At 40.7% G+C, this 25,261-nt stretch carries 20 protein-coding genes; 17 read left to right on the top strand and 3 right to left on the bottom strand.

Annotated elements, in window-relative coordinates:
• Nucleotides 1-63: 63 nt before the first annotated feature.
• Nucleotides 64-2,601 (bottom strand): glycosyltransferase, encoded by a 2,538-nt coding sequence (locus NST65_RS16550; RefSeq protein WP_034281132.1) that lies wholly within the window; start codon nt 2,599-2,601, stop codon nt 64-66.
• Between the two features lie 292 nt (nt 2,602-2,893).
• On the opposite strand from NST65_RS16550, the gene NST65_RS16545 reads away from it, so the two are divergent.
• Nucleotides 2,894-3,721 carry an ABC transporter permease gene (locus tag NST65_RS16545; RefSeq protein WP_034281130.1) on the top strand — a complete coding sequence of 276 codons (828 nt, stop codon included), beginning with the start codon at nt 2,894-2,896 and terminating at the stop codon, nt 3,719-3,721.
• 19 nt (nt 3,722-3,740) lie between these two features.
• Complete coding sequence (gene tagH / locus NST65_RS16540) at nt 3,741-5,342, top strand: teichoic acids export ABC transporter ATP-binding subunit TagH (protein ID WP_111926828.1); 1,602 nt, start codon at nt 3,741-3,743, stop codon at nt 5,340-5,342.
• A 27-nt stretch (nt 5,343-5,369) separates the two neighbouring features.
• Here the strand turns inward: tagH and galU are convergent, their stop codons facing one another.
• Nucleotides 5,370-6,251 (bottom strand): UTP--glucose-1-phosphate uridylyltransferase GalU, encoded by an 882-nt coding sequence (gene galU / locus NST65_RS16535; protein ID WP_008343198.1) that lies wholly within the window; start codon nt 6,249-6,251, stop codon nt 5,370-5,372.
• Between the two features lie 269 nt (nt 6,252-6,520).
• Here galU and wecB point away from each other — a divergent pair, with 269 nt between their 5' ends.
• Nucleotides 6,521-7,660, top strand: coding sequence for a UDP-N-acetylglucosamine 2-epimerase (non-hydrolyzing) (wecB, locus tag NST65_RS16530; RefSeq protein WP_024423642.1), 1,140 nt, complete (start codon nt 6,521-6,523; stop codon nt 7,658-7,660).
• 33 nt (nt 7,661-7,693) lie between these two features.
• Here the strand turns inward: wecB and NST65_RS16525 are convergent, their stop codons facing one another.
• Nucleotides 7,694-8,614 carry a LytR family transcriptional regulator gene (locus tag NST65_RS16525; RefSeq protein WP_070326081.1) on the bottom strand — a complete coding sequence of 307 codons (921 nt, stop codon included), beginning with the start codon at nt 8,612-8,614 and terminating at the stop codon, nt 7,694-7,696.
• Between the two features lie 182 nt (nt 8,615-8,796).
• Here NST65_RS16525 and NST65_RS16520 point away from each other — a divergent pair, with 182 nt between their 5' ends.
• The 14 genes from NST65_RS16520 (at nt 8,797) to NST65_RS16455 (ending at nt 25,219) form a co-directional block, all read left to right on the top strand.
• On the top strand, nt 8,797-9,120 hold the full coding sequence (locus NST65_RS16520; RefSeq protein WP_024423640.1) for a hypothetical protein: 324 nt from the start codon (nt 8,797-8,799) through the stop codon (nt 9,118-9,120).
• A gap of 24 nt (nt 9,121-9,144) precedes the next feature.
• Nucleotides 9,145-11,253 carry a SpoIID/LytB domain-containing protein gene (locus NST65_RS16515; protein WP_034281125.1) on the top strand — a complete coding sequence of 703 codons (2,109 nt, stop codon included), beginning with the start codon at nt 9,145-9,147 and terminating at the stop codon, nt 11,251-11,253.
• Nucleotides 11,254-11,276: 23 nt separating this feature from the next.
• A complete protein-coding gene (locus NST65_RS16510; protein WP_111926826.1) occupies nt 11,277-12,767 on the top strand; it encodes an N-acetylmuramoyl-L-alanine amidase in 1,491 nt (496 codons plus the stop codon).
• Nucleotides 12,768-12,894: 127 nt separating this feature from the next.
• Nucleotides 12,895-14,391, top strand: coding sequence for a cell wall-binding repeat-containing protein (locus NST65_RS16505; RefSeq protein ID WP_111926824.1), 1,497 nt, complete (start codon nt 12,895-12,897; stop codon nt 14,389-14,391).
• A 128-nt stretch (nt 14,392-14,519) separates the two neighbouring features.
• Entirely contained in the window at nt 14,520-15,113 is a 594-nt protein-coding gene (locus tag NST65_RS16500; RefSeq protein WP_342489109.1) for a hypothetical protein, read from the top strand.
• Between the two features lie 199 nt (nt 15,114-15,312).
• Entirely contained in the window at nt 15,313-15,972 is a 660-nt protein-coding gene (locus tag NST65_RS16495; RefSeq protein WP_024423636.1) for an exopolysaccharide biosynthesis polyprenyl glycosylphosphotransferase, read from the top strand.
• An 18-nt stretch (nt 15,973-15,990) separates the two neighbouring features.
• On the top strand, nt 15,991-17,442 hold the full coding sequence (locus NST65_RS16490) for an MOP flippase family protein (RefSeq protein ID WP_340890764.1): 1,452 nt from the start codon (nt 15,991-15,993) through the stop codon (nt 17,440-17,442).
• The gene (locus NST65_RS16485) at nt 17,439-18,623 is read left to right on the top strand and encodes a glycosyltransferase (protein ID WP_061110146.1); all 1,185 of its coding nucleotides are present in this window, start codon (nt 17,439-17,441) and stop codon (nt 18,621-18,623) included. Before NST65_RS16490 ends, NST65_RS16485 begins: the two co-directional genes overlap by 4 nt.
• Nucleotides 18,624-18,702: 79 nt before the next feature.
• A complete protein-coding gene (locus NST65_RS16480) occupies nt 18,703-20,040 on the top strand; it encodes a UDP-glucose/GDP-mannose dehydrogenase family protein (RefSeq protein ID WP_034281112.1) in 1,338 nt (445 codons plus the stop codon).
• Nucleotides 20,041-20,054: 14 nt separating this feature from the next.
• Complete coding sequence (locus NST65_RS16475) at nt 20,055-20,984, top strand: NAD-dependent epimerase/dehydratase family protein (protein ID WP_070326078.1); 930 nt, start codon at nt 20,055-20,057, stop codon at nt 20,982-20,984.
• Nucleotides 20,985-21,023: 39 nt separating this feature from the next.
• Nucleotides 21,024-22,484, top strand: coding sequence for an O-antigen ligase family protein (locus tag NST65_RS16470; protein WP_342489108.1), 1,461 nt, complete (start codon nt 21,024-21,026; stop codon nt 22,482-22,484).
• Nucleotides 22,485-22,545: 61 nt separating this feature from the next.
• Complete coding sequence (locus NST65_RS16465; protein WP_041115570.1) at nt 22,546-23,223, top strand: hypothetical protein; 678 nt, start codon at nt 22,546-22,548, stop codon at nt 23,221-23,223.
• 24 nt (nt 23,224-23,247) lie between these two features.
• Nucleotides 23,248-24,003: a glycosyltransferase family 2 protein gene (locus tag NST65_RS16460; RefSeq protein ID WP_041115571.1), complete on the top strand. Its 756-nt coding sequence runs from the start codon at nt 23,248-23,250 to the stop codon at nt 24,001-24,003.
• 19 nt (nt 24,004-24,022) lie between these two features.
• On the top strand, nt 24,023-25,219 hold the full coding sequence (locus NST65_RS16455) for a glycosyltransferase (protein ID WP_034281445.1): 1,197 nt from the start codon (nt 24,023-24,025) through the stop codon (nt 25,217-25,219).
• Nucleotides 25,220-25,261 lie beyond the last annotated feature (42 nt).

Genomic DNA, 25,261 nt, shown 5'->3' with positions numbered 1-25,261 from the left:
AATACTTGACCATTATCCAAAGGTGTTTTTTAATACATATAATTTTATTCTATATATAAGTGGTTAATTAGTTTTTGTACAGACATTTTTGTAGAAGAGGTCTAGCGCCTCGCTATTATACTTTTCGTAATCAAAGGATTTTTGTTCCATACTATTCTGGATAAAATCAGACATACCATTAAATAGCGCAGTTTCATTATTATCAACTAATAATCCATATCCACCCTCTAAGACGGAATGTACTCCAGTTACATCGGTAGCTATAATTGGTTTCTTTAAAATCATTGCTTCCATGAGAACCAAGCCTTGCCCTTCATAATCTGAAGATAAGACAAAACAATCACATTCATCTAGTAAAGAAAATGGATTTTCGAGTTGTCCAACAAAAAACACGCAATGTTCTAGATGTAACTTTTTTGTGTGATCCTTTAATTCTCTTTTTAAAGGCCCTTCACCCACAATATACAATACAGCTTTTGGGTATTGCTTGTGTAATTGTGAGAAAGCAGAAATTAATTTCTTTTGCCCTTTTTCAGGAGATAATCTTCCTACAGTAATAAAGTTGATGTACTCCTTATTTGGAAGTGGAATCGCAGATAGATTAAGACCGATGGATTCGTTTTTATCATTTTGATAAGTAATTAAATATCTCTCATTATTAAATTCTATAATCTCTTTATTTTCTTTCATTTGAAGGACTTTGTTAGGCGAGATTACATTATTAACAAAAACCATTTTCTCTAAAGCATTAGGAATATAAGGGCTTAAGTTCAAGTGATTTTCTATGTTAGTCGATTCGGCAACTGAAACAATTCTATCGAAGAACTTGTACAGTGAGAAAATTACTTTTAGGTTACCACGATGTTTATATTTGTGGTTCACTTTCTTGTTATACTCTTTCATCATGTCGGCATGCAGGAAAATACTTTTGACTTTAAAATCTCCGAATGCGAAAAGAAGAGTCCAAAATTTGTTATACCCTCCAAAATCTATTCCTACATCAAACTTCGTATTACCAATAATTCTCTTTAATTCTCTCTTGTATGAGTTTACTGGAGTGTATTTTAACATTTTGTTATTGTATAAACCACGGCGGAAAATTAGATTCTGTTTATATGTTTCTTTTAATGTTCTATTAACAAAACCTGGTCTATAAATAATATGAACATTAGGATGAAGCTTTTGTATGTTCATCCATTTATCTTTATGATAATTTGAGTTATCAATGACGACAACTTCATATTTGTTGTAATCAATCTGATCAAATAAATTAGTCGCTGAAACGGTTATACCATTATTGTAGAAGCCCCCACAATAAAAAAGTAATTTTTGTTTATTGCTTTCAACCTTGATTAATTCATCTTGATTTTTCCCTTTAAATATTATGTCAATGAGTCGATTAGTAGCATTTCCGTCATCATAAGAGCAGTATTCATCTAAAAACTCTTTGTATTGACTTTCAAACTGTTTATTGAAGTTATTTAAACTGTTTAGTTGGCCTAAGCTGTCAATTAAATCAACTATATTTTCACAGATAGGTCCTGGAAGTTTTGTTATATCTAAATAAAAACCTCTTTCTGATTCATATTCACGTAAGTCAGGCATATAGAAAAAGACAGGTCTTTTTAAAGGTAGGAAATCGAAAAAGATACTTGAATAATCTGTAATCAAAATGTCTATAGCTGATAAAAGTTCATTTGTATCAATCCAGTTTGGAACACAAAGATGTTCAAGACCACTCTGTTTAAAAAATTTATAAGAAAAGTAATGAGATTTTAAAAGTACTAAGTAATCATCACCAAGCGCCTGCTGAATTTTCACCACTTCACTATGCAATGTATAGCAAGTATCCTCTTCGGCCCCTATTGTTCCTCTCCATGTTGGAGCATAAAGTACAATTTTTTTATTAAAAGGTAAGTCTAATCTTTCTTTAACACTTTCACTGTTAGTGTTTAATGTTAAATCTACTCTAGGATAACCGATATTTGCAATTTCCCCGGCAAATATCCCAAATACATCATTTGATTTTAGTAATTTTTCATACGTAAAAGTATTCGGGCTAATAAGGTAATCACAATGAAGCAAATTTCTTTGGATATTTTTATGACCAGACATTGATCTTTTATTAATATCCTTCCCTAAAGTTTTTAAAGGAGTTCCATGCCATGTATTGATATAAACTTGCTCTTCTCTTTTAATAAAGTAAAAAGGAAATGACGTATCATTAACTAAATATTTTGAAGTTGCTAAATATTTTAGATATTCGTTGCTATCAACTTTAACAAAGGAAATATTAGAAGTTTTCTGCTTTAATTCTGCAATCATTGGATCATTGAAATCATTAATGACCCAAACATGATGTAAATCTTTAAAAGTACTATCTTTCATCAAGCCTAGAAAAATTGCGTAACAATTTCCAGAAATACTTTTGCCATGATAAGCTTCATATAGAATATAATTACTTCTAACCGGATTTTTCTCTAAATAGGAGGTGTATTTACTTCTAATACGAAGTCGTGAATCTCTGGAAAACTCAATTAGTGGATTTAAAATAAATTTAATCTTTCTTGTAACGATTTTTTTGAATTGCTTGATTCTCATTAATGTTAAGCCCCTTCATGTAATATATATAATAGGAAAATGATATTTATTTTGGAAATGCAATTATCCTGATAATTATATTCTAATGACAATTATAAAGCAATGATATAATAAGGTAATTAGTAACCTAGAATAGCTGAATATACCAGTGTTTATTTTGATCAAAATTCCCTACTATTTAATATACTTATTCGATTTGAAAAGTGAAATATTTCTCAACATCTGTTACAATTATGAGCGGTGATTTTTTTAAAGAGGCAATCCCAAAAACTTATATCTAAGGAAGATTAGAATGAACGCATTGTTTACAATATTAAGAGAGCAAATCAGCTCACTTCCGCTGATTATGCGACTTGCTGTTTATGAAACAAAATCAAAATATCAGATGAATTATTTGGGTGTTTTGTGGCAGTTTTTAAATCCATTAATGCAGATGCTCGCTTACTGGTTTGTTTTTGGTATGGGCATTCGCGGAGGGCAGCCAATTGCCATTGGAGACATGGAGGTTCCATTTATCATCTGGATGCTTGCCGGTTTAATCCCTTGGTTCTTCATTAGTCCGACCATTCTTGATGGATCAAACAGTGTGTTTAAACGCATTAATATGGTATCGAAGATGAATTTTCCGATTAGTGCGCTGCCGTCTGTGGTGATTATGTCCAACTTGTTCAGCTACTTTGTTATGATGGGTGTCTATCTGATTGTGCTGATTTCCTATGGCATCTACCCTGACGCGCATTGGCTGCAATATATATACTATCTTATTTGTATGATCGCGTTTATGTTTTCGTTTAGTTTGTTTAATTCCACGATTAGTGTACTCGTGAGAGACTATCAATTTCTTTTACAATCTGTGACACGATTACTTTTCTTTTTGCTGCCGATTTTTTGGAATATCTCAGAGAAGCTCACTGGAGACAAAGCGTGGATTGGGGACATATTAAGACTGAATCCTCTTTTCTACATTATTGATGGTTTCAGAAATAGCTTATTAAAGGGAGAATGGTTCTTCCATGATGTCAAATACACACTTTATTTTTGGCTGATCACGCTTCTTCTTTTAACAGTCGGTTCATTGCTTCATATGAAATTTAGGGATAAATTTGTCGATTTTCTTTAAAAAGTAAGGAGATTATACGATGAAACTAAAGGTTTCGTTTCGAAACGTATCCAAGCAATACGTCCTATATAAAAAACAGTCGGATAAGATTAAAGGGCTGTTTTTACCTAATAAAAATGAAAAAGGTTTCTTTGCTGTTCGTGATGTGTCCTTTGATGTCTATGAAGGCGAGACAATTGGTTTTGTAGGGATTAACGGATCTGGGAAATCGACAATGTCGAACCTTCTAGCGAAAATCATTCCACCGACAAGTGGCGAAATTGATATGGACGGCCAGCCTTCGTTAATTGCCATTGCTGCCGGGCTGAACAACCAATTAAGCGGGAAAGACAACATTCGTTTAAAGTGCTTAATGATGGGGCTGACGAATAAAGAGATAGACGAGCTTTATGAAAAAATCGTAGAGTTTGCGGATATTGGTGACTTTATTGACCAGCCGGTTAAGAGCTATTCAAGCGGAATGAAATCACGCCTTGGCTTTGCCATTTCAGCGCATATCGATCCAGATATCCTGATTATTGATGAAGCACTGTCTGTTGGAGACCAAACCTTCTATCAAAAATGTGTGGACCGCATTACAGAATTCAAGGAACAAGGAAAGACGATCTTTTTTGTCAGTCACTCCATTAGCCAAATCCAAAAAATCTGTGATCGGGTGGCTTGGATGCATTATGGTGAACTTCGTATGTTTGATGATACGAAAAAGGTCGTGAAGGAATATAAGGAGTTTGTTGAGTGGTTTAACAAGCTTTCCAAGAAAGAGAAACAAAAATACCAAATGGAACATAAAGAAGGTAGAAAAGGCGTACAAAAGACAGAGAAGGTGTCTCGTTATCAAGAGAACGGAAACCGCCGCTCATTGTTAGGACCCGCATTTCAAGTGACAGTTTTAGCGGTCTTAACGCTATTGCTAGCCTTATCGATGTTTTCAGATCGCCCGCTTCGTACATTGGCGACATTTGGTGCAATCCCATCAGATAAGACAGAAGCGCCTCAGTCGAAGAACCCGCAGACCAAAGGATCGCCTGATATGAAAAAGGTGGATCAACAGGCGATTGTCACGGCTGATCCACTCAAGGTTTACAAAGACCAAGCCATGAAAAAAAAGGCCGATGTCACTTTGCCATTTGGACAAGAAGTACAGGCTGTGGCTGAAAATAAACAAACCGTTCAAATTAAAACAGCGTCAGAAACGTATTTTGTCAAACCCGATGCGCTTCAAAATGCAGAGGATTTAAAGTCATTATCCATTGGACCAGGACAGTTTAATTCCTATGTATCGCCTGCATCGGCAGGTTCGTATGAGTATTTACTTTCTTTCCTTGGAAAAGAAGAATCTGTGCTGAAACAGAGAATGCAGACGCTGAGTTCAGTGAAAAATGACCAAGGAGATACGATTGAGCGATTGACCACAGAGAAAACCGACTATGTCATTCAAAATGGTCAGGCAAACACGATTATGTTTCGCGGCATTATGCCAATCTCTCCTTCCACACTTGGGCTGACGGAACAAAATGTCTGGATGAATGAGAAACGAACAAAGTTCGCAGTGAAGGGCGAAAACAACCTGTTTGTCATTGATAATGAACAGCATACACTGACTATTTCAGTCATTAAATAAAAAAGCTGCCGATGCCGGCAGCTTTTTTTAATTCACTTCCTCTTTTTCGAGAAGCTGTTTCATAAATGGAATGAGTTTCTTTTTCAATTCTTCATCCTGAAGAGCAAACTCAAGCGTCGTTTCGATGAAGCCTTGCTTCTCGCCGACATCGTATCGTTTCCCTTCGAAATCATAGGCGAATACGCGCTGGATGTCATTTAGCTTTTGAATGGCATCTGTCAGCTGAATTTCTCCGCCTGCACCAATCTCTTGTTGATCTAGGTACATAAAAATCTCTGGTGTGAAAATGTAGCGCCCTAAGATGGCTAGGTTTGATGGTGCTGTTCCTTGCGGCGGCTTTTCAACAAAGTTTTTGACTTGGTAGCGGCGTCCTTCTTGTGTAAGAGGGTCGATGATCCCATAGCGATGTGTATCGCTGTCAGCTACTTGCTGAACACCGATGACAGATGAAAGGGTTTTTTCGTATTCATCCATCAGCTGGCGAAGCCCAGGCGTTTCGGCTTGCACAATGTCATCACCTAATAAAACAGCAAAAGGCTCATCGCCGATAAAGTTGCGTGCGCACCAAACGGCGTGTCCGAGTCCTTTAGGCTCTTTTTGACGTATGTAATGAATGTCAGCAATGTTAGAGGATTTTCTCACTTTTTCTAAAAGCTCGCTCTTTCCTTTTTCCTCAAGGTTGCGCTCTAACTCTGGTGCAAAATCAAAATGATCCTCAATGGCTCTTTTTCCTTTTCCGGTGACGATAATAATATCTTCAATTCCTGATTCAACAGCTTCTTCAATAATATATTGAATGGTTGGTTTATCAACGATTGGGAGCATTTCTTTAGGCATTGCTTTTGTTGCAGGGAGGAAACGTGTCCCAAGACCTGCAGCTGGTATTATGGCTTTACGTACTTTTTTCAATGAACTTTGCACCTTCCTTACATATAGAAAAAATGATTTGGCTTCATTTTTCATCTTTCATAAAGTGTAACTTACAAATGATAGAAATGACAAATGATTTACGATAAATGCATGATTTGATTCATTATCTATTCTAAAGAGTTTGTGTAAATTTTTATGTTGAAAAGAGTAAAGGCGATGTAAAAATTGAAAATAGAATGATTAGGATTCGTTCCTATTCTTTTGTATAATACACTTATGATAAATGAGAAGGAAAGAGGCATCGACTATTGAAAACATTACATGTAATGACTGTATTCGGGACGAGGCCTGAAGCGATTAAAATGGCACCCCTTGTCCTTGAGTTGAAAAAACATCCGCAAATCAAATCCTCAGTCACTGTGACTGCACAGCATCGGCAAATGCTTGATCAAGTGTTGAAAGCCTTTAACATTCGTCCGGATCATGATTTAAATATTATGAAAGAACGTCAGACATTATCTGAAATCACATCAAATGCACTCTTGAAACTAGATCAACTATTTCAAGAGGAAAAACCTGATATTGTCCTTGTTCATGGAGACACAACAACAACCTTTGCAGGAAGCTTGGCCGCATTCTACCACCAAATTTCAGTCGGTCACGTTGAAGCGGGTTTAAGAACACACAATAAATACTCGCCGTTCCCTGAGGAATTGAACCGACAAATGACAGGCACGATTGCCGATATTCATTTTGCTCCTACAAATGAGGCAAAGCAGAATCTTTTAATTGAAAATAAAAAAGAAGAGACGATTTGTGTGACGGGGAATACTGCAATTGATGCATTGCAAACAACGGTTACCGAGCAGTATCAACACCCTATTTTAGAGAAAATAGGCACAGATAAAATGATCTTGTTAACGGCTCATCGCAGAGAAAATCTCGGCCAGCCGATGAAAAACATGTTTAGAGCGATTAGACGTATTGTAGAAGAGTTTGAAGATGTTCAGGTTGTATATCCTGTACATTTAAATCCTGCCGTTCGTGATGCGGCTCAAACAGAATTCAGTGATCTTGATCGTGTGCACTTAATTGAGCCGCTTGAAGTCGTTGATTTCCATAACTTCGCTGCTGCCTCACACTTTATATTAACGGATTCTGGGGGTGTCCAAGAGGAGGCGCCTTCTCTAGGGAAGCCAGTATTAGTTCTGCGCGATACAACAGAACGCCCTGAAGGTGTGAAAGCTGGCACGCTGAAGCTCGCTGGTACAGATGAAGAGACCATTTACAACATGGCAAAACAGCTGTTAGTCGATCAGAAAGAGTACGACAACATGTCGAAGGCGTCTAATCCATATGGTGATGGACAAGCGTCAAAACGAATTGTCGAAGAGCTTCTCCATCGTTTTGGATTAAGTGAAGAAAAACCAGTTCCATTTCAATCATAAAAAAAGAAGACTACATTTCTGTAGTCTTCTTTTTTACTGCTCCAAACTTTCCTTCAATTCCTTCTTCACATTCGCAAGACTGTTGTCATCAAGCTGGTAGTAATAAATGTTATTGATACGTGTGCCTGATCCTTTCAGCTCGTGCTGCTCCACATGCTGTCTTGCATCACGATAATCATTCATCATCATCCACATATCGTCAAATGACATGTTTGTCTTCATATTATTTTCCACGACTTTGAACATATCGCCGAATTTCGTAATAGATGAAATGTTGGCACCTTTTGCAATGATGCCTTCAATGACCTGGCGCTGTCTTTGCTGACGTCCGAAGTCACCCTTTGGATCTTGCTTTCTCATTCTTGTGTAGGCAAGGGCTTGATCGCCATTCAGGTTAATTTCTCCTGTACCAAATGAATGGCCGTCATAGCTAAATGCAAACGTGCTATTTACTGTAATACCGCCAAGTGTATCAACAATATCCTTGAAGCTTTCCATATTGACTTTAACGAAGTAATCAACAGGTACATCAAGCAGTTCCTCTACAGTATCTGCTGCCATTTGTGTACCGCCAAATGCATAGGAGTGGTTGATTTTATCCATTGTGCCTTTTCCGACAATCTTCGTATACGTATCACGCGGGATGCTCACCATCTCGGTCGTTTTTGTTTTCGGATTTACTGTCATGTATATTAATGTATCTGCACGGCCTCGGTCATTTTTTCGTTCATCGACACCCATGACTAAAATAGAAATCGGGTCTTTCTTACTTAAATCGACATCTTTGTCACGCTTATCTGACTTCTTTAAATTTTCTTGAATGCCTGCGACGGTCGATGCTGCTGTGTTCCAAAGATGATATGCGTATCCGCCAGTTGCTAATACGAATAAGCCAATAATCGATAAAACAATCCAAAGAACCTTTTTCTTCTTTCTTTTTCTTTCAGCTCTCATAATGTCCCTCACCTTTTCTATGATTCTTCCATGATTATAGGTTTACGAATCTTGATAAACAAGTTATTTTTTTACTCTGAACCTAGATATAGACGTTGTAACAAAAAAAAGGTTTCAAAAAACCTTAAATTTACCTTAAAATAATAACTTATAAGACGATACAAAGACATGAGGTGAAAAAAATGAAGAAAATCGTCGTTTTACCGTTCTTAATACTGCTACTAGGTATCGTGCTCACAGCATGTGGAACGGCCGAGCAGTCCTCAGGAGAAAACAAGACAAGCAGTTCAACTCCTCAGGTACTGGAAGAGAAAGCTGAATTTATTGGAATGGCTGATGCACATACAGTCGAAGTGAAAAAAGTGAATACGACCCTAAGCTATGAATTTACGGATAATTTTAAAGATGTGTTAAATGAATTTAAGCCAGGAGACACAGTAGAAATCTCTTACTTTATTAATGACAGTGGTCAAAAGGAAATCCAGAAGATTGAAAAACAGAAGTAAAAAAGATGGGCGGGATGAACAAAATTGAAGAAAACAGGCGTTACACTAATCGTTCTCATGATACTGACTCTACTAGTTGCACCCTTTCAGTCTGCCATGGCAAGCTCGGCAATTTCAGTGAAATTGTCTAATTATATCGGAAACAAAACAAGTATGGATATCTCAACAACTGGGGAATACAAGCTATCAGGATCAAATGTTGCTGTGACAAAAAGATATGACGGCAAAAATAGATACGAAGTAGCCAACAGCATCGCTTCTGCTGGCTGGAAAAACCCATCAACTGTTGTCATTGTCAGTCGTGATGCATTTGATCATGCAATTTCTGTATCGCCGTTAGCATACAAACTGGGCGCACCTATTTTGTATACGAATATTGAAAAACTGACGAAAACAACAGAAAACCAGCTGAAGAAAATGAAGCCGGATAACATTCTGATTGTCGGAAATACGAAAAGCATTTCAACAGCTGCTGAGAAGTCTATTAAAAAGTATGGCAAAGTCAGACGTATTAGTGGAAAAGATAAGTTTGAAATCTCCCAAAAAATCGCAAAAGAAATGGGTAACTATAAGCAAGCTGTCGTTGTCGGCGGGAACTCATTTATGAATGGGATTGCCATTGCATCCTACGCATCGAGAAAGGGATACCCTATCCTGTTAACAAAAAAAGATTCCATTCCGTCTTATAGAATGCCAAGTAAAGTGATCATCATCGGCAGTACGAAAAGTACTGGACAAAAAGTTGAAAATCAAATCAAAAAAACCTCACAGGTGACAAGAATCAGCGGGGCCAATCGCTATGAATTATCTGTGAATATTATAAAGAAATTAAATATTAATGCAGATAAAGTTTATTTGGCAAAAGCCTCTAGCTATATTTATGCGATGCCGCTGTCGCAATTGGCTGCAAAATCTAACAGTACGGTTGTGTATGTGAAACCCGATTCTGTCACAGCGTCTTTAAAAGCACTGCTGAAGGAAAAAGGTACATATGCTTATCATCTTGCTGGCAGCACAAGTGCAATTAAAGATAGCTTGAAAAATTCATTAGCCAAACAAGTCTATCTGAAAAAAAATCAAAACTACCAATTGAATATTTCTAACGGAAAAATTTCATTAAAAGGCATAAAGACGTATAACACAGTAAGAGTTGTTCCTGAGAAATATTCAACAAAAAATGTCCTTCAAATTGCAGGAAAGCCGTATTTAGGCAGCGTAAACTTTGCAATTGAATCAGGGTATATCAGGCCGACTCTCGAAAATATTCCATTTGAAGACTATTTAAAAGGTGTAGTGCCAAATGAAATGCCTGCAAGCTGGAATGTTGAAGCGTTAAAAGCACAGGCGGTTGCCGCTAGAACGTATTCGGTGAAAAGTATTGGAAAAGTCGTCCCTGATACAACAGCCTTCCAAGTATATGGAGGATATAACTGGTACACAAATTCGACAAAAGCTGTCGATGCCACAAAAGGAAAGGTTCTGAAATACAACAATCAGCTTATTTCAGCAACCTATTACTCTAGCAATGGCGGTTATACAGAGGCGAGTGAAGAAGTATGGGGAAATGCACTGCCATACTTAGTGGCCAAAAAGGATCCAAAAGATCCAGTCAATCCATGGACACTGAAACTCTCTAAGAAACAGCTGGGCACGACATTGACTGCCAGCACAGCAGCATCTGAGTGGTCTAAAGCAAAAGAGACAAATGCAGCTGACCTTGCCGGCCTGAAATCATGGCTGCTCAAAAACAAAGAAACCGCTGCATCTGATATGAAAATCGCATCGATCTCAAGCCTGACGTTCTCAGGGAAAACAAAAGGCCAGCGTGCGAAGACGGTATCGATCAAACTGACATACCATTTGAAAAATAAAACAGGCACATATTCGGTAAACAAAAGCACAACGGCAAGTATGAAGATGACCGAGTTTCGATCAGTCATGGGCGCAACAAAGGTGAAAAGCACGTTTGCGTCAGTCAAAAACAATACAAATGACTTCACGATTTCAGGAAAAGGATATGGCCACGGCATTGGTATGAGCCAATACGGAGCCAAAGCGAGAGCGGAATCTGGAAACTCGTATTCTTCCATACTCTCGTTCTACTATCCAGGTACAAAACTAACAAACTATTAAAAGGTAAAAGGAGGACATAGAAGATGCGCTCATTGATGAAAACAGCCATCCTCAGCCTCATCGCCATTTTCGTTATCGTTCCAACAGCATTGGCAGACAATTCAGTCTCACGAATTGATGGCGGGAGCAGATATGCTGTAGCGGCAAACGTAGCGAAAAAAGGATGGGGAACTGCAAGTACAGTCGTTTTAGTAGGGAAAACTGCGTATGCAGATGCAACAGCAGGAATTCCACTTGCATACCAAAAAAATGGACCAGTTCTTTACACAAACAGTAAAAGCCTTTCGGGTGATACAAAAAAAGCCTTAACTTCATTAAAAACAAAGACGGTAATCGTTTTAGGCAGCACATCAAGTGTGTCAAACAACGTGGTCAACCAAGTGAAGAAAATGGGCATCTCCACACAGCGTATTTCAGGAAAAAACCGATATGAGCTATCTGCCAATATCGCGAAAAAAATGAAAAAGCCAGCAGGCGTCGTTGTCGTTGAGGGTTCTTTCTATGCACATGGGATTGCGATTGCACCTGTAGCAGCTCAAAAAGGATTCCCAATTCTATACACAGATAAAAAGGGACTTCGTTCTGAAATCGCTTCTGTTGCAAAAGCAAGCAATGTGAAACAAACCATTGTAGTCGGCGGAGAGAATTACGTCACAAAAGCAGCTTATAACCAATTGAAATCACCAACGCGGATCAAAGGCTCGACTCGTTATGATGTCGCGGCAAATATTGTGAAAAAGTACAATATGAGTGTCAATAATACCTATGTAGGAAGAGGATTTGGTTACGCCACTTCATCTTCTGCTGCAGGCATTGCAGCGAAGCAAAACAAAGCATTGCTTCTAACGAATGAAAAGACGCTGCCAAAAGTAACGAGAGCAACAGTGAGCAGTAAGAAAATCACCAAATTTACTGTCGTAGGCAGTACAAATACAGTGACACCAACTGTTGTGAACCAGCTGAAAAACCCGGCTGTTGGTAAAAAAGTATTCATTGATCCAGGTCATGGTGCGCATGATTCAGGAGCTGTAGGATACGGATTATATGAAAAGAATTTGAATTTAGATGTAGCAAAGCGTTTAAATACGAAATTAAACAACGCTGGTGCACTTGTGGCCATGTCAAGAACATCAGACACATTTGATAGTCTTCAAACACGAGTGAGCAAAGGTGCGTCAGCAAATGCAGATATCTTTATCAGTGTCCATGCGAACTCAAATGATAACAGTAGTGCAAATGGAACAGAAACGTATTATGACAAAACCTATGCGGCTGCAAACAGCCTGAAGCTGGCGCAAAACATCCAGCCTAAAATGGTCAGCGCACTAGGTACAAGAGACCGTGGTGTGAAAACAGCTGGCTTCTACGTCATTAAATATTCTAAGATGCCGAGCGTTCTTTTAGAAACTGGTTTTGTTTCCAGTCCAGTTGATTCAAACATCTTGAAATCTGCTACGTATAAAGATCGATTAGCGTCAGGCATTTCAAGCGGTGTGTCAGGTTATTTTAGATAAGAAAACACAAACCTGAGGGGTGCCTCAGATACTCCTCTTAGGCTGCTCGAGAACGTACTCGGCAGCCTTTTTTCAAAAGTCCATGAAGCATCCTGGGTGAAGGGTTCAAACCAAGGAGGTTGACTTCATGCGTTTTGATATCAAATGTATGTTACTGATTGCTGTTTCACTATGTTTATATACACCATCCGTTTTTGCCCAGCACGCTGTATCGAGGATAGAAGGAAGCAATCGATATGAAGTGGCTGTAAATACCGCGAAAAGGGGCTGGCAGGAAGCGCCTGCCGTTGTGCTTGTGGGCGGTGATGCTTATGCAGATGCCCTGAGTGCTGTGCCTTATGCTTACCAGCAAGGGGCCCCAGTCCTGTTAACGAATGCTGGCAGTCTTTCAGGTGCAGCAAAGACAGGGTTGCAGCAGCTGAAGACGAAGCGTGTAACGATTCTTGGCGGGACTGCAAGTATTTCTGAAAACATCGTGAAGCAGCTAAAAGCGATGAATCTATCCGTTTCCCGTATTCAAGGAAAGAACCGCTATGAATTGGCGGCAAATGTGGCTAAGCACATGAAGAGTGCTAGTGCGGCTGTCGTCGTGAATGGTTCTGCTTATGGTGATGCTGTCGCGATTGCTCCGTACGCTGCCAAACAAGGCTATCCCATTTTATTAACAGATGCGAAAGGACTGCGCGAGGAAACAGCCAATCTATTAAAAAACAAAGCAGTCAAGCGGACCATTGTGATCGGCGGAGAAGCAAGTATCAATAAAACTGCTTTTCAAAAGCTTCCCTCACCAGTCAGAATAAGCGGAGCCAATCGGTATGAGGTGGCTGCCCAAATTGCTAAAACGTATCCAATGAAGACAAGCCACACATTTATGAGTCATGGGTATGCCTATGCAGATGCAGCCGCTGCAGCAAGTATAGCAGCGAAACAGGGACAAACCCTTCTTCTTACAGACACTCAAACGGTGCCGGATGCTATCAGAAAAGTCATTGGAGCCAAACGGATGTCAGCTTTTTCTGTTGTAGGCGGAACATCAGCCGTTCAAACGAATGTCATCACGCAGTTGAAAAATGCGGTGTTAGGTGAAACGATTTTTATTGATCCAGGTCATGGTGCGCAGGATGCTGGAGCGGTAGGGAATGGGCTGCTTGAAAAGAACATCAATTTAGAAGTAGCATTAAAGCTGCGGTCAAGGCTTCACCAGGCGGGTGCCCTTATTGTCATGTCGAGAACATCTGATACATTTGACTCCTTGCAGACACGTGTCAGTAAAGGAGCGCAGGCCAGTGCTGATATATTCATCAGTATCCATGCCAACGCAAATGATAACAGCGGTGCAAATGGAACAGAGACGTATTATGATACAACATATGCGGCTGCTCATAGTGTCAAGCTGGCACAACAGGTGCAGCCCCGAATGGTCAGTGCCCTTGGAACAAAAGATCGCGGAGTGAAAACAGCAGGGTTCTACGTCATCAAATATTCTAGAATGCCGAGTATTTTGCTAGAAACCGGCTTTGTAACAAGTCCAATCGATGCGAGTATTTTAAAATCTACCGCTGCAAAGGATCGGCTGGCTTCTGGAATTGCAACGGGTGTGTCCAACTACTTTGACGTAAAATGAATCATGAATGATGTGTCAAGTTAAAAATACATTTCATTTTTGGTTATGTTTGTTATAATTGAAACATAGAAGGTGAATGGTTTACACATAAATCTTCAAACGACAGCAAACCGACAAATCATGAAGAGGTGACGATCTTGAAAAAATTAATCACAATGCCGTTTCTAGTATTGCTTCTAGGAGTATTGCTCACAGCGTGCGGCACAACAAATCAATCAAGCGATAACAAAAAGGATGACAGCAAAAAAGAAACAACTGAAGCAGCCGATCAAAACAAAGATAAGGCTGTGGACGAAAAATCAGAAGATCAATCATCAAATGAAAAAGCAGATGATCAAAGTAAAGAAACAGCTGCTCAAAAAGAAGAGCCGGCAAGTCAATCTGATGAAGAGGCAAAAGACAGCTCAAGCAAAGAAATTACAAAAGAAGAACCTGCTAAAGACCAATCAAAAGCTGACTCAAAAGGTGACTCTAAAACAAAGAAAGAATCAACGACTAGTAAGAAAAATGAAATCACCAAAGAAGGCACATATGTCGGTTTGGCTGATGGACATACAATTGCTGTCAACATTGATGGAAAAGAAGTAGCTATTCAATTCGGAAATACATTTTCTAAACAAGTGAACAGCTTAAAAGAAGAATCAAAAGTAAAAGTAACCTATACAAAAGATGCAAACGGAACACTTCGATTGAAAACGATCGAAACTGTAAAAGCAAAATAAAGAAAAGACCCGGAGACCCGCAGAATTGCGGGTCTTTTTTACGTTCAAAAGGGCATAACTTGATATAAGTGCATATTCTTAACACAGTTTTACAAGACTTAACAGCGCATTTACATTTGCTTAATGTTGCTCTGCTAAACTGACTTTCATAGAACATCTCTTTACACAACAACTACTTTGAATGGTGAGGTGCAGGTCAGTGAGTGCAGAGAAAGCGATGAATCTTTACAGAGAATATGAAGTGAGACGAAATCACTCTTTTGCCTTAACAGAACATATGGTTCGTTATTTATTTGCAAAACGTTTCATAGATTTAATGTTCTCGTTCATCGGATTGATGTTGAGTACGCCAATCATTTTGCTGTTTGCTCTTTTGATTAAGCTGGAAACACCAGGGCCAGCCTTTTATATGCAGGAAAGGGTCGGGAAAGACGGTGTTTACTTTAAATTATGGAAGCTCAGATCGATGAGAATTGACGCAGAAAGCGGAGGAGCGAAATGGGCGCAAAAAAATGACCCGCGTATCACCAAAGTGGGGGCATTCATCCGTAAAACAAGAATTGATGAACTTCCGCAATTTATCAACGTGTTAAAAGGAGAAATGAGTATCGTAGGTCCTCGTCCAGAAAGACCGATGTTTACCGCAGAATTTAATCGGACGATTCCAGGCTTCACAAAAAGATTGGCTGTAAAGCCGGGGCTGACAGGTCTTGCTCAAGTAAATGGCGGATATGAAATGAGTCCAAGTGAAAAATTAACACACGACTTACAGTATATTCAAAACTTGACATTTTCTCTCGACACGAAGATTATGGTAAAAACGTTAAAAGTCATCATGACTGGTGACGGAGCCAGATAAGTAAAGTAGGGAAGAGAAATGGCAAGTATGAAAAAACGCATGCTAGGCGGGGCAAAATGGACAAGCTTGTCCGCATTGATCATCACCATTATCCAAATCGCACAGTTCGCCTTTTTAGGGAACGTGATGTCACTCAAGGAGTTTGGACTTGTTGGCATGATCACAACTGTCACAATATTTACGCAGATTTTGCTTGATCTAGGAATTGGGGCAGCAATCATTCAAAAGGAACAAACGACAGAACGTCAATTATCTACATTATATTGGATTAACCTGCTCACAGGGATTATCTTGTTTTGTCTGCTCATTCTGCTAAGCCCAATGATAGCCGCTTTTTATAACCGGCCAGAGCTAGAAGGTCTGCTCAAGCTATTATCGATCATGTTTCTGATCGCACCGATTGGCCAGCAGTACCAGTATATGATGCAAAAAGACTTAGCCTTTAAAACATTAAGCACCATTGAAACCATTGCAACCATCATATCGCTGCTCGTTTTACTCGTTTTCGCCTTCTTCATGAATCCGATTATCGCCTATGTCATTTCTCAAGTGCTGCTGCAATCAGGAAAAGGTCTCATGTATGCAGCGGCTTATTGGAAGAAGTGGCGTCCAGCACCTGTTTTTGCATTAGGAGAGGTGAAGGAATTTTTCTCATTCGGTGCATTCCAGCTCGCATCCAGACTGGTCAACCGAGCAGGTTCGAACATCGACCTGATTTTAATCGGCCGGTTTCTTGGAGCGGAAGCGTTAGGTATTTACAGCTTGGCGTATCAAATTGTAACAATACCCGTGTTGAAGATAAATCCGATTGTGACGAGAGTGGCTTTCCCAGTTTTCGCAAAAAGTCAGCGGGATCACTCCATGCTGCGAGAGGGCTTCCTAAGTATGACGAATATGCTCGCATTGGTTAGTTTTCCATTATTAATCGGCCTTGCTGCCGTATCAGACAGTTTTATAGAAGTCGTGTTTGGAGAGAAATGGCTAGTAGCGGTCCCGGTTTTAAATATATTGTGTATTGTCGGCCTGCTGCGTGTGCTGATGAATCCAAACGGTTCAATACTTCTTGCAAAAGGGAGAGCGGACTTAGCCTTTTATTGGGATACGGGGATGCTCATCGTGTATGGCTGCGCATTATATGCAGGTGTGACTACAGGCAGTCTGCTCACAGTAGCTTGGATCTACTCAGGTGTCAGCCTGCTCAACTTTATTGTCGGCAGATGGCTCATGGCATATGTCATTCAGCTTGATATGAAGGTGTATTTAAAATCACTTGGAAAACCTGCTGTCATGACGCTGCTCATGGCTGTCTGTGCGGTAGCTTTACATCAAGGGATGAAGCTGACGACAGCAGATATTTCACTTCAATTACTACTGACTGTTTGTGTCAGTGCTGCATTGTATGGCTTGCTGCTCATCAAAATGTATCCGCAGGCTGCAGGCAAATTATTGAGAAGAGGTCGTTCGTCATGAAGGTGCTATGGCTGACAAGTGTATATCCTAGTGAAAAACATCCGAGTGAGGGCGTGTTTCATGAAACGCAAGTGCAGGAGCTGCTCAAACAAGGAATAGAAGTGACTGTCATTTGCCCAAATCCAGTGAATCCGCCGGTTTTACGGATGCTGAAGGCATCCTATCGGCAGAAAAGGGATCTGCCTGAACAGGAAGTGAGAAGCGGAGTGACGGTTTACAGACCGCCTTATCCAGCGCTCCCAGGACAGCTGAAATGGGCGCAGCCGAGTAAACGAATAGCGGCTTCCGTTCTCAGAGCAATGCAGCGTCATCAGCTGTCACCAGATTTTATCCATGCGCACTTTGCCATGCCGTCTGGCGGAGCGGCGGCTGTTATTCAGAAAGAAACGAAAATCCCTTATCTTCTGACCTTGCACGGCAGTGATGTGAACGTATATCCGAACTATAGCAAAGGGGCGAAGGCAGCCTTTGAAACGGCTGTGAGGCAGGCATCTGCTGTTCTGACAGTGAGTGAGGAGCTGGCTAAAAAGACAAATGAGATGACGAAGGTAGAAGCAAAATGTCTTCCGCTTGGTATTCCGCTCCGATCATTTTCCAGAACGGAAGAAGGTCAAGAAGGCATCAGAAAGCACTTAGGTTTACCGCTTCAAGATAAGCTCGTTGTTTTCGTCGGGCGTTTAGTGAAAGAGAAGGGCTTGCTTGAATTAGCTGATGCTGTCAGCAGCATGGATGGGGTGAAAGCAGTCTTTGTTGGAAAAGGCCCCCTTGCAATGGAGCTCACAGAACGGGCGGGAGCATCTATTATACTCCCAGGCCAGGTGCCGAATGAGCAGGTGAGAGACTACTTAATGGCAGCTGATCTGTTTGCACTCCCTTCCTACAGTGAAGGAATGCCAACCGTCGTTCTAGAAGCGCTCGCTTTAAAGGTACCTGTCATTGCAACAAGGGTTGGTGGTCTCCCATCCTTATTTTCAACCTATCAACACCTGCTCGTTGAACCGCGTTCGACGCGTCAGCTGAAAGAGGCGATTCACGCCTGCCTTTATGAAAACAGCTGGAATGAAGAAGTGAAGAACGTTCTTCATGAAATAGTTCATACAGAATATTCATCAGAACATAATGCGAAGCATCTCATTCAGCAATATGAGAAGGTGCTCAATCAATCAACATCTATCGTTTAAATAAGATGAAATGTGCAAAGAATGATAGATAGATAAACAGCTTGGAACGGACAATATGCTTTTACTGAGAGGATGAAAAATGTTGAAGAAAATTGCTGTGATTGGAACAGGTTATGTCGGGTTAGTATCGGGTACTTGTTTTGCTGATATCGGAAATCGTGTCATCTGCTGTGACATTGATGAATCAAAAATCAACAGCTTAAAAAGTGGTGTCGTTCCCATTTATGAACCAGGTTTAAAGGAATTGATTGAAAAGAATACAGAAGAAGGAAGACTGTTTTTTACAACGAATATTCCTGCAGCTATTAGGGAATCAGAGATTATCTATATTGCCGTAGGGACACCGATGACACCACAGGGGGAAGCAGATTTAACGTATGTGAAGGCTGTCGCTCAAACGATCGGTGAACACATGAATGGCTATAAAATCATCGTCAATAAAAGCACAGTTCCCGTTGGAACAGGCCGTCTCGTTCAAGCCATTGTGGAAAAGGCATCGCGCAGCAAATATCCTTTTGACGTCGTATCCAATCCAGAGTTTCTCCGAGAAGGCTCTGCGATTCAAGACACGATGAACATGGAGCGGGCAGTCATTGGTTCGACCAGCACTCATGCCTCTACCATCATCAAAAGGCTGCATGATCCGTTTCAAACAGAAGTTGTGGAGACCAACTTAGAAAGTGCTGAAATGATTAAGTATGCTGCAAATGCCATGCTTGCCACAAAAATCTCATTTATTAATGACATTGCAAATATTTGCGAAAGGGTAGGCGCTGACGTTGAAAAAGTCAGTGAAGGAGTTGGATTAGACAGCCGCATCGGGCATAAATTTTTAAAAGCAGGCATTGGATTTGGGGGTTCTTGTTTCCCGAAAGACACGATGGCTCTACTCAAAATTGCCGAAACATCCGGGTATCGTTTTAAGCTGATCGAATCTGTCATTGAAACGAACAACAACCAAAGAGCCCACCTTGTCAGCAAATTGATGAGTGTGTTCGGTGATATTAAAGGAAAAACCATTTCTGTCTTAGGCCTCGCCTTTAAACCGAATACGAATGATATGCGTTCAGCGCCTGCACTAGATATTATCCCAATGCTGAGAGAGCTGGGGGCTTTTGTGAAAGCCTATGATCCGATTGCTTATGTAGAAGCTGAACGTGAGCTTGGCCCGCAGGCGATCTTCAGCAATGATCTGTATGAAACAGTAAAAGATACGGATGCCTGTCTCATCCTAACAGAATGGGATGACGTACAGAAGATGGATAAAGACCAGATCAAGCAGCTGCTTCGTTCACCGATTGTAATTGATGGAAGGAATTTGTTTGATCCAGCAGAAATGAAAGAGAGAGGATTTATTTACCAGTCTATCGGCCGCCCGAGTGTATGGGAAGCAGAATTGGTATCGAAGGCACAATAACAGGGGGAGCTTGGATGAAGAAAGTATTGGTTACTGGGGGAAGCGGATTTATTGGATCACATACGGTAGAGGCTTTACTAGAAAAAGGCTATGAGCCCATCGTTCTTGATAACTTTTCAACTGGATCTCGAGAAAATATTGCCCATCTTTCCGTGCAATGCATCGAGGCAGATGTTACAAAGCCAGCGACGATTGATTTGATCAAACAAATCGCACCGGATTATATCATTCACCTTGCAGCACAAGTAAGTGTAGCCGTTTCCGTTCAGGATTTCGTATATGACGAAGAAGTTAATATAAAAGGATCTCTGCACGTCATAAAAGCCGCGGCTGAAGCAGGAGTGGAGAAAGTGATCTTTGCCTCATCAGCAGCTGTCTATGGAGACCCGGTGTATCTGCCAGTGGACACCGCTCACCGGCTGAAGCCTGGTTCACCATATGGCTTAGCAAAACTGACAGTAGAGCGCTATTTAGAAATGGCAAAATCACTCTATGATGTGGACTATTGTATTCTCAGATACAGCAATGTATATGGTCCGCGCCAAGACGCACTTGGAGAAGGCGGTGTTGTCTCTATTTTCTCTGATAAGTTTGCAAAGGATGAGGCCCCTTTTATCTTTGGAGATGGGGAACAAACAAGAGACTTCATCTATGTGGGTGATCTAGCGGCAGCGAATGTTGCGGCTTTAACAGCCCAATCAAACGTTTGTTTAAATATCTCGTGTGGTGATTCCATCACTGTAAATGAACTGTTTCAAACGATGAAACGGGTAACGAGATCACAGCTTGAACCGATTTACAAGCCGCAGCGTGCAGGAGATATCGTGCATAGTACATTGGCAAATGAGGAAACGAAACAAGTCTTAGCATGGGAGCCTGTTGTGAGTTTACAGGAAGGTTTGGCTCGTACCATTTCCTACTATAAACAGGAAGTCAAGGCTTAATCCCTCAAATCGGATGGGTTGCTTAGGAGGAAAATGGGTATGAGTGTGAAACAAACAGCATGGCAAATCATGATCGGTTGTATATTATTTGCAGCAGGGCTAGGACTTGTACAAATGGCGTCTGCGCAGCCCGCCGGGTTAAAAAAGATCGTCGCCATTCCGGTCCTGCTTTTGGTTCTGACAGCTTTTCTCGTGTTGATGAAGCTATACATGAACGGTGAGCAAGTGTTCATGTCAGCCATATATCTTTTAATTGCATTGACCTTTCTCAACAACGCTTTCTTTTCAATTAGTGCCGGGTTCTTTAGTCTTTTTCTCTACCGTATCATGCTCATTGCCGCCTTTGCTTTATTTATATGGCGGATGAGAGATAAGGGAACGTACATATCGCAGTGGCAGCAGATTCGTGTAAAAGGAATTCTTGGTTTTTTTGCTGCATGGTTTCTTTACGGGCTCATCTCACTGCTGTGGGCCCACTCGGTGACAGACGGTCTCAAATATATGTCCCTGCTTGCTATGGGGATGGGTTTTGTCTTTCTTGTGGTCATGTACATTCAGCGAATGGATCAAGTGGTCACCTTTTATAGCATTTGGCTCGTCATGACTGTATTTGTCATGGGGATAGGGTTTTATAATCACTTTACTTTGAACCATTTACCGAATACTTCACTGTATCTTGGGCCGGCGTATAAACAGCACTATCCTACAGCTGTCTTTTTTAATCAAAATGACTTTGCGACGTTTTTATCGATTAGCTTTTTCTTGTATTTAGCGTGTATGCGGCAAATGAAAAATGGTTATATCAAAGCATTTGGATTATTTGGCGCCATCGCAGCACTGTATCTCATTTTGTTAACAGAATCCCGCGCGAGCCTGCTTGGCATATTTGCAGGAGCGGCCATCTATGTGTGGCTGCTCATGCCGCGCTTTCTCAAAAAGTGGTCACTCATCGCAGCAGGCGGACTTGGTGTCATCTGTATCGCTGTTTTTTCAGCCAAGATTTATTCAGTCTTTTATGACTTGTTTCTCGCTTCTCAGGTCGCGCATTCTTTTAGTGAACCACTCCCATCCAACATTGCGAGAGCGAATTTGATCAAAAATGCATGGCATTTCTTTACGGATTCATACGGGTTTGGTGTCGGAGCGGGTAATGTGTCTTACTACTTAGCCCACTTTTCGATCTTTGATACAGATCAAGTCGTTGAAGTGCACAATTGGCTGCTGGAAGTGATGACGAACTTTGGATTTGCGGTCATGCTGGGCTATATTTCAGTCTACGCTTATCTCATGTTCACGCTGTATAAACAATACCAATGGGCGGACACAAGATCAGCAAAAATGATCATTGAAGGTTTGTTTGCTGCCATGCTGAGCTTTCTCGTTTCAAGTATCAGTCCTAGTTCGGTCTCGAATTTATATTTCCACTGGGTCTTTTTAGGGCTCGTAATCGCAGCGGTGAATATGTTGAAAAACAAACAGCTCTTGGTAAACCGTGTGTGATGCTGCGCTGGTATGGCTACACTAATGAAAAAGCAAATACGTCAATGTTGGGAGAATGAACATGTCTGGTTTCATATCTAGAATAGGGAAGCGAATCAAAAAGTATATCGTATGGCTCGTGCTGCTGCCTGTCGTATTAGGCGCTTTTGGATTCTTTTTTGCCAAAGGAACAGCGCAGCAGTCTAGTTACACAGCTGCCGTTACCCTCACACTTGGTAAATATGATGACGGAGTGTATAACAATATCGCAGAAGTGACATCTCTATTAAGAAGCGATGCATTTTTGAATGAAGCACTCAGTGATGTTAAAGAAGAAGAAAAGCAGGATGTGAAAAGCCGCCTCATCCTCACCAATCAATCAGATACACAATTACAGCTGTCTTTCACAGATGCTGATAAGGATCATGCTTTAGCTGTCGTGAAGCAGGTGTCGGATACATTTCTGAAGCAAGACAAAGCATTATTTACAAAAAGGCAGCAGGTGATTGAAAGTAGATTATCTGCTCTAGAAGACGAATCTGTCAGCAACGATTCCAAAGTAGATAAAGAACGATTTTTATATGAATTGGAGTCTACAAAGCTTGGAATGAAGCAGGCGAAGATTGTTGATCCTGCCCAAGTTCTTGATGAAGGCAATAAAGGCATGTCAGCGAAAAAGCGGGCACTGCTTGGACTTGTCATTGGCTTTAGCATCTCGCTCATGTTTGTGGTCTTACCCGAAGTGTTCAAAGAATCTTAATGATGAACTGGAGATGAGTCTTAGGTGAACAATCAACCGTTAGTATCAATCATTACACCGGCCTATAATGCGGAACGTTATTTAACGGATACAGTTCATTCCGTCCTTGCCCAAACCTATTCTAATTGGGAACTGATCATCGCAGATGATTGTTCAACAGATGGAACAAGGAAGCTGCTTGGGGACTTAAGTGAAGCAGACGACAGAATCAACGTCATTTATTTAGAGCAAAATGGGGGAGCTGCCATCGCCAGAAACGCAGCCATCAAACAGGCAAAAGGCCGCTTTATCGCTTTTTTAGACAGTGATGATAAGTGGAAAGAGACGAAACTCGAAAAGCAGGTAGACTTCATGCTGACAAACGATTATGCCTTTACATTCACGGCATATGACATCATTGCAGAAAATGGAGAACCGTTAGAAAAAACCGTCACTGCACCAGCAAGATTAACTTATGATGAAGCTTTGAAAAATACCATTATCGGCTGTTTAACGGTGATGCTTGATGTACAGAAGATAGGACATATAGAAATGCCGAACATCCGCACAAGACAGGATTTAGCTACATGGCTGTCCATATTAAAAAGAGGATTTACAGCCTATGGAATGAGTGAACCGCTCAGTGAATACCGCATCGTTGGAAACTCGATCTCTAGTAACAAGTGGAAAGCAGCGAAAAAAACGTGGTTCGTCTACAGAGAAATTGAGCAGCTTCATTTTGTCAAAGCATCTTGGTGTTTTATGCACTATGCGACAAATGCTGTGAAGAAGCGCTTATAAACAGAAGGGAAAAAAGGTGATAAAGGTGAAAGCAGACTCGATCATACATGTTATCGTAGCGACGGGAGAATGGGGACAGGACGGCCTGAGGTACAGACGGCATCGACTGGCGGAATTTCTAGCATCTGATCCAGAAACGAAAGAGGTCATCTGGGTATGTCCATCTGCATCCCGTCACACAGCTCCCTTTCAGCCCATAACCGATCGAATGAAGCAATTGACCATTCCTGATGTGCTCAAGAGCAAATTTTTTCGCTTTGGCCGATATCAAGACATGTTCTATATTCATAAATTGTCCCCTCTTCTTGAGCATTTGCGGCAGGAGGAAAAGAAGGGAATCGCTGTTTGCTTATGGTATACGTTTCCGGGTTTTCCGCTCTTATCTTCTTTATTTGAATGGAAACATATTGTCTATGATTGCAGTGACCTGTGGGGAGAGCCGATAAGCGGCAAAAATAATTTGCTTTCTTATATGAGGCAGCGTGTCATTGTGAAAGCAGAAAATCGAATCATCAAATACGCACACAGCATTACATGTTCTTCTCAATACTTACACGATCAAATCAAAAGGCGTCTCATGGGTGAACCGAAAGATGTCTTTACAGTTGAAAATGGCGTCGAGTACGATGTGTTTGCAAAAAGCAATCTTCCATGTAAGGAGGATGTGCTGCAAGGTAGAGAAGGAACTGTTCTTGGTTTTATTGGAGGCATCAAGCCGAAGCTGGATTTTGACATGATAGCAGAAGCTGCCCGCATGCAGCCTGATTGGACATTTTTATTTGTCGGTCCGGATGGAACAAATGGAGACCCATCTTTTCAGCATGCACTTAAACTGCCGAATGTGATTTGGACAGGTGCTGTTGCACCAGAAGAAGTGCCTGCGTATATGAAGCTGATTGATGTAGGCATGATGCCATACAAACAATCTCCTTACAATCAAGCTGTGTTTCCGCTCAAGCTATATGAATTTTTAGCCGCAGGAATACCGGTTGTTGGTTTAAATCTTCCGTCAACGGAAAGGCTAAAAGAGAATGATGTGTATGAATATTTAGAAGGCGAGGATCCTGCGCTCTTCGTAGAAGCCTGCCAAAAAGTGATCAGCAAAAAAGACGACATGACCTATAGACATCTAAGACAAAGCCGTGCGAAGAAAAAAGATTGGCACGCGCTGTTCACAAACATGGTGGAACTAACGAATATTAAAGAAAACGCATAATTCATCAGGGATTGTGCGTTTTTATTTGTTTCTTCTTCACAG

It is taken from the genome of Bacillus sp. FSL P4-0248 (assembly GCF_038593305.1).
Taxonomy (GTDB): domain Bacteria; phylum Bacillota; class Bacilli; order Bacillales; family Bacillaceae; genus Bacillus; species Bacillus safensis.
The sequence above is the reverse complement of the archived record's forward strand: the minus strand, read 5'-3'. Positions and strand labels throughout refer to the sequence as shown.

What these genes read in the sequence shown, in the direction of transcription:
- NST65_RS16470 (WP_342489108.1), top strand. Translation starts at nt 21,024, where the DNA reads ATGAGTGTGAAACAAACAGCATGGCAAATCATGATCGGTTGTATATTA.
- NST65_RS16550 (WP_034281132.1), bottom strand. Translation starts at nt 2,601, where the DNA reads ATGAGAATCAAGCAATTCAAAAAAATCGTTACAAGAAAGATTAAATTT.
- NST65_RS16520 (WP_024423640.1), top strand. Translation starts at nt 8,797, where the DNA reads ATGAAGAAAATCGTCGTTTTACCGTTCTTAATACTGCTACTAGGTATC.
- NST65_RS16505 (WP_111926824.1), top strand. Translation starts at nt 12,895, where the DNA reads ATGCGTTTTGATATCAAATGTATGTTACTGATTGCTGTTTCACTATGT.
- tagH (WP_111926828.1), top strand. Translation starts at nt 3,741, where the DNA reads ATGAAACTAAAGGTTTCGTTTCGAAACGTATCCAAGCAATACGTCCTA.
- NST65_RS16525 (WP_070326081.1), bottom strand. Translation starts at nt 8,614, where the DNA reads ATGAGAGCTGAAAGAAAAAGAAAGAAGAAAAAGGTTCTTTGGATTGTT.
- NST65_RS16485 (WP_061110146.1), top strand. Translation starts at nt 17,439, where the DNA reads ATGAAGGTGCTATGGCTGACAAGTGTATATCCTAGTGAAAAACATCCG.
- NST65_RS16475 (WP_070326078.1), top strand. Translation starts at nt 20,055, where the DNA reads ATGAAGAAAGTATTGGTTACTGGGGGAAGCGGATTTATTGGATCACAT.
- NST65_RS16510 (WP_111926826.1), top strand. Translation starts at nt 11,277, where the DNA reads ATGCGCTCATTGATGAAAACAGCCATCCTCAGCCTCATCGCCATTTTC.
- NST65_RS16545 (WP_034281130.1), top strand. Translation starts at nt 2,894, where the DNA reads ATGAACGCATTGTTTACAATATTAAGAGAGCAAATCAGCTCACTTCCG.
- NST65_RS16490 (WP_340890764.1), top strand. Translation starts at nt 15,991, where the DNA reads ATGGCAAGTATGAAAAAACGCATGCTAGGCGGGGCAAAATGGACAAGC.
- NST65_RS16480 (WP_034281112.1), top strand. Translation starts at nt 18,703, where the DNA reads ATGTTGAAGAAAATTGCTGTGATTGGAACAGGTTATGTCGGGTTAGTA.
- NST65_RS16465 (WP_041115570.1), top strand. Translation starts at nt 22,546, where the DNA reads ATGTCTGGTTTCATATCTAGAATAGGGAAGCGAATCAAAAAGTATATC.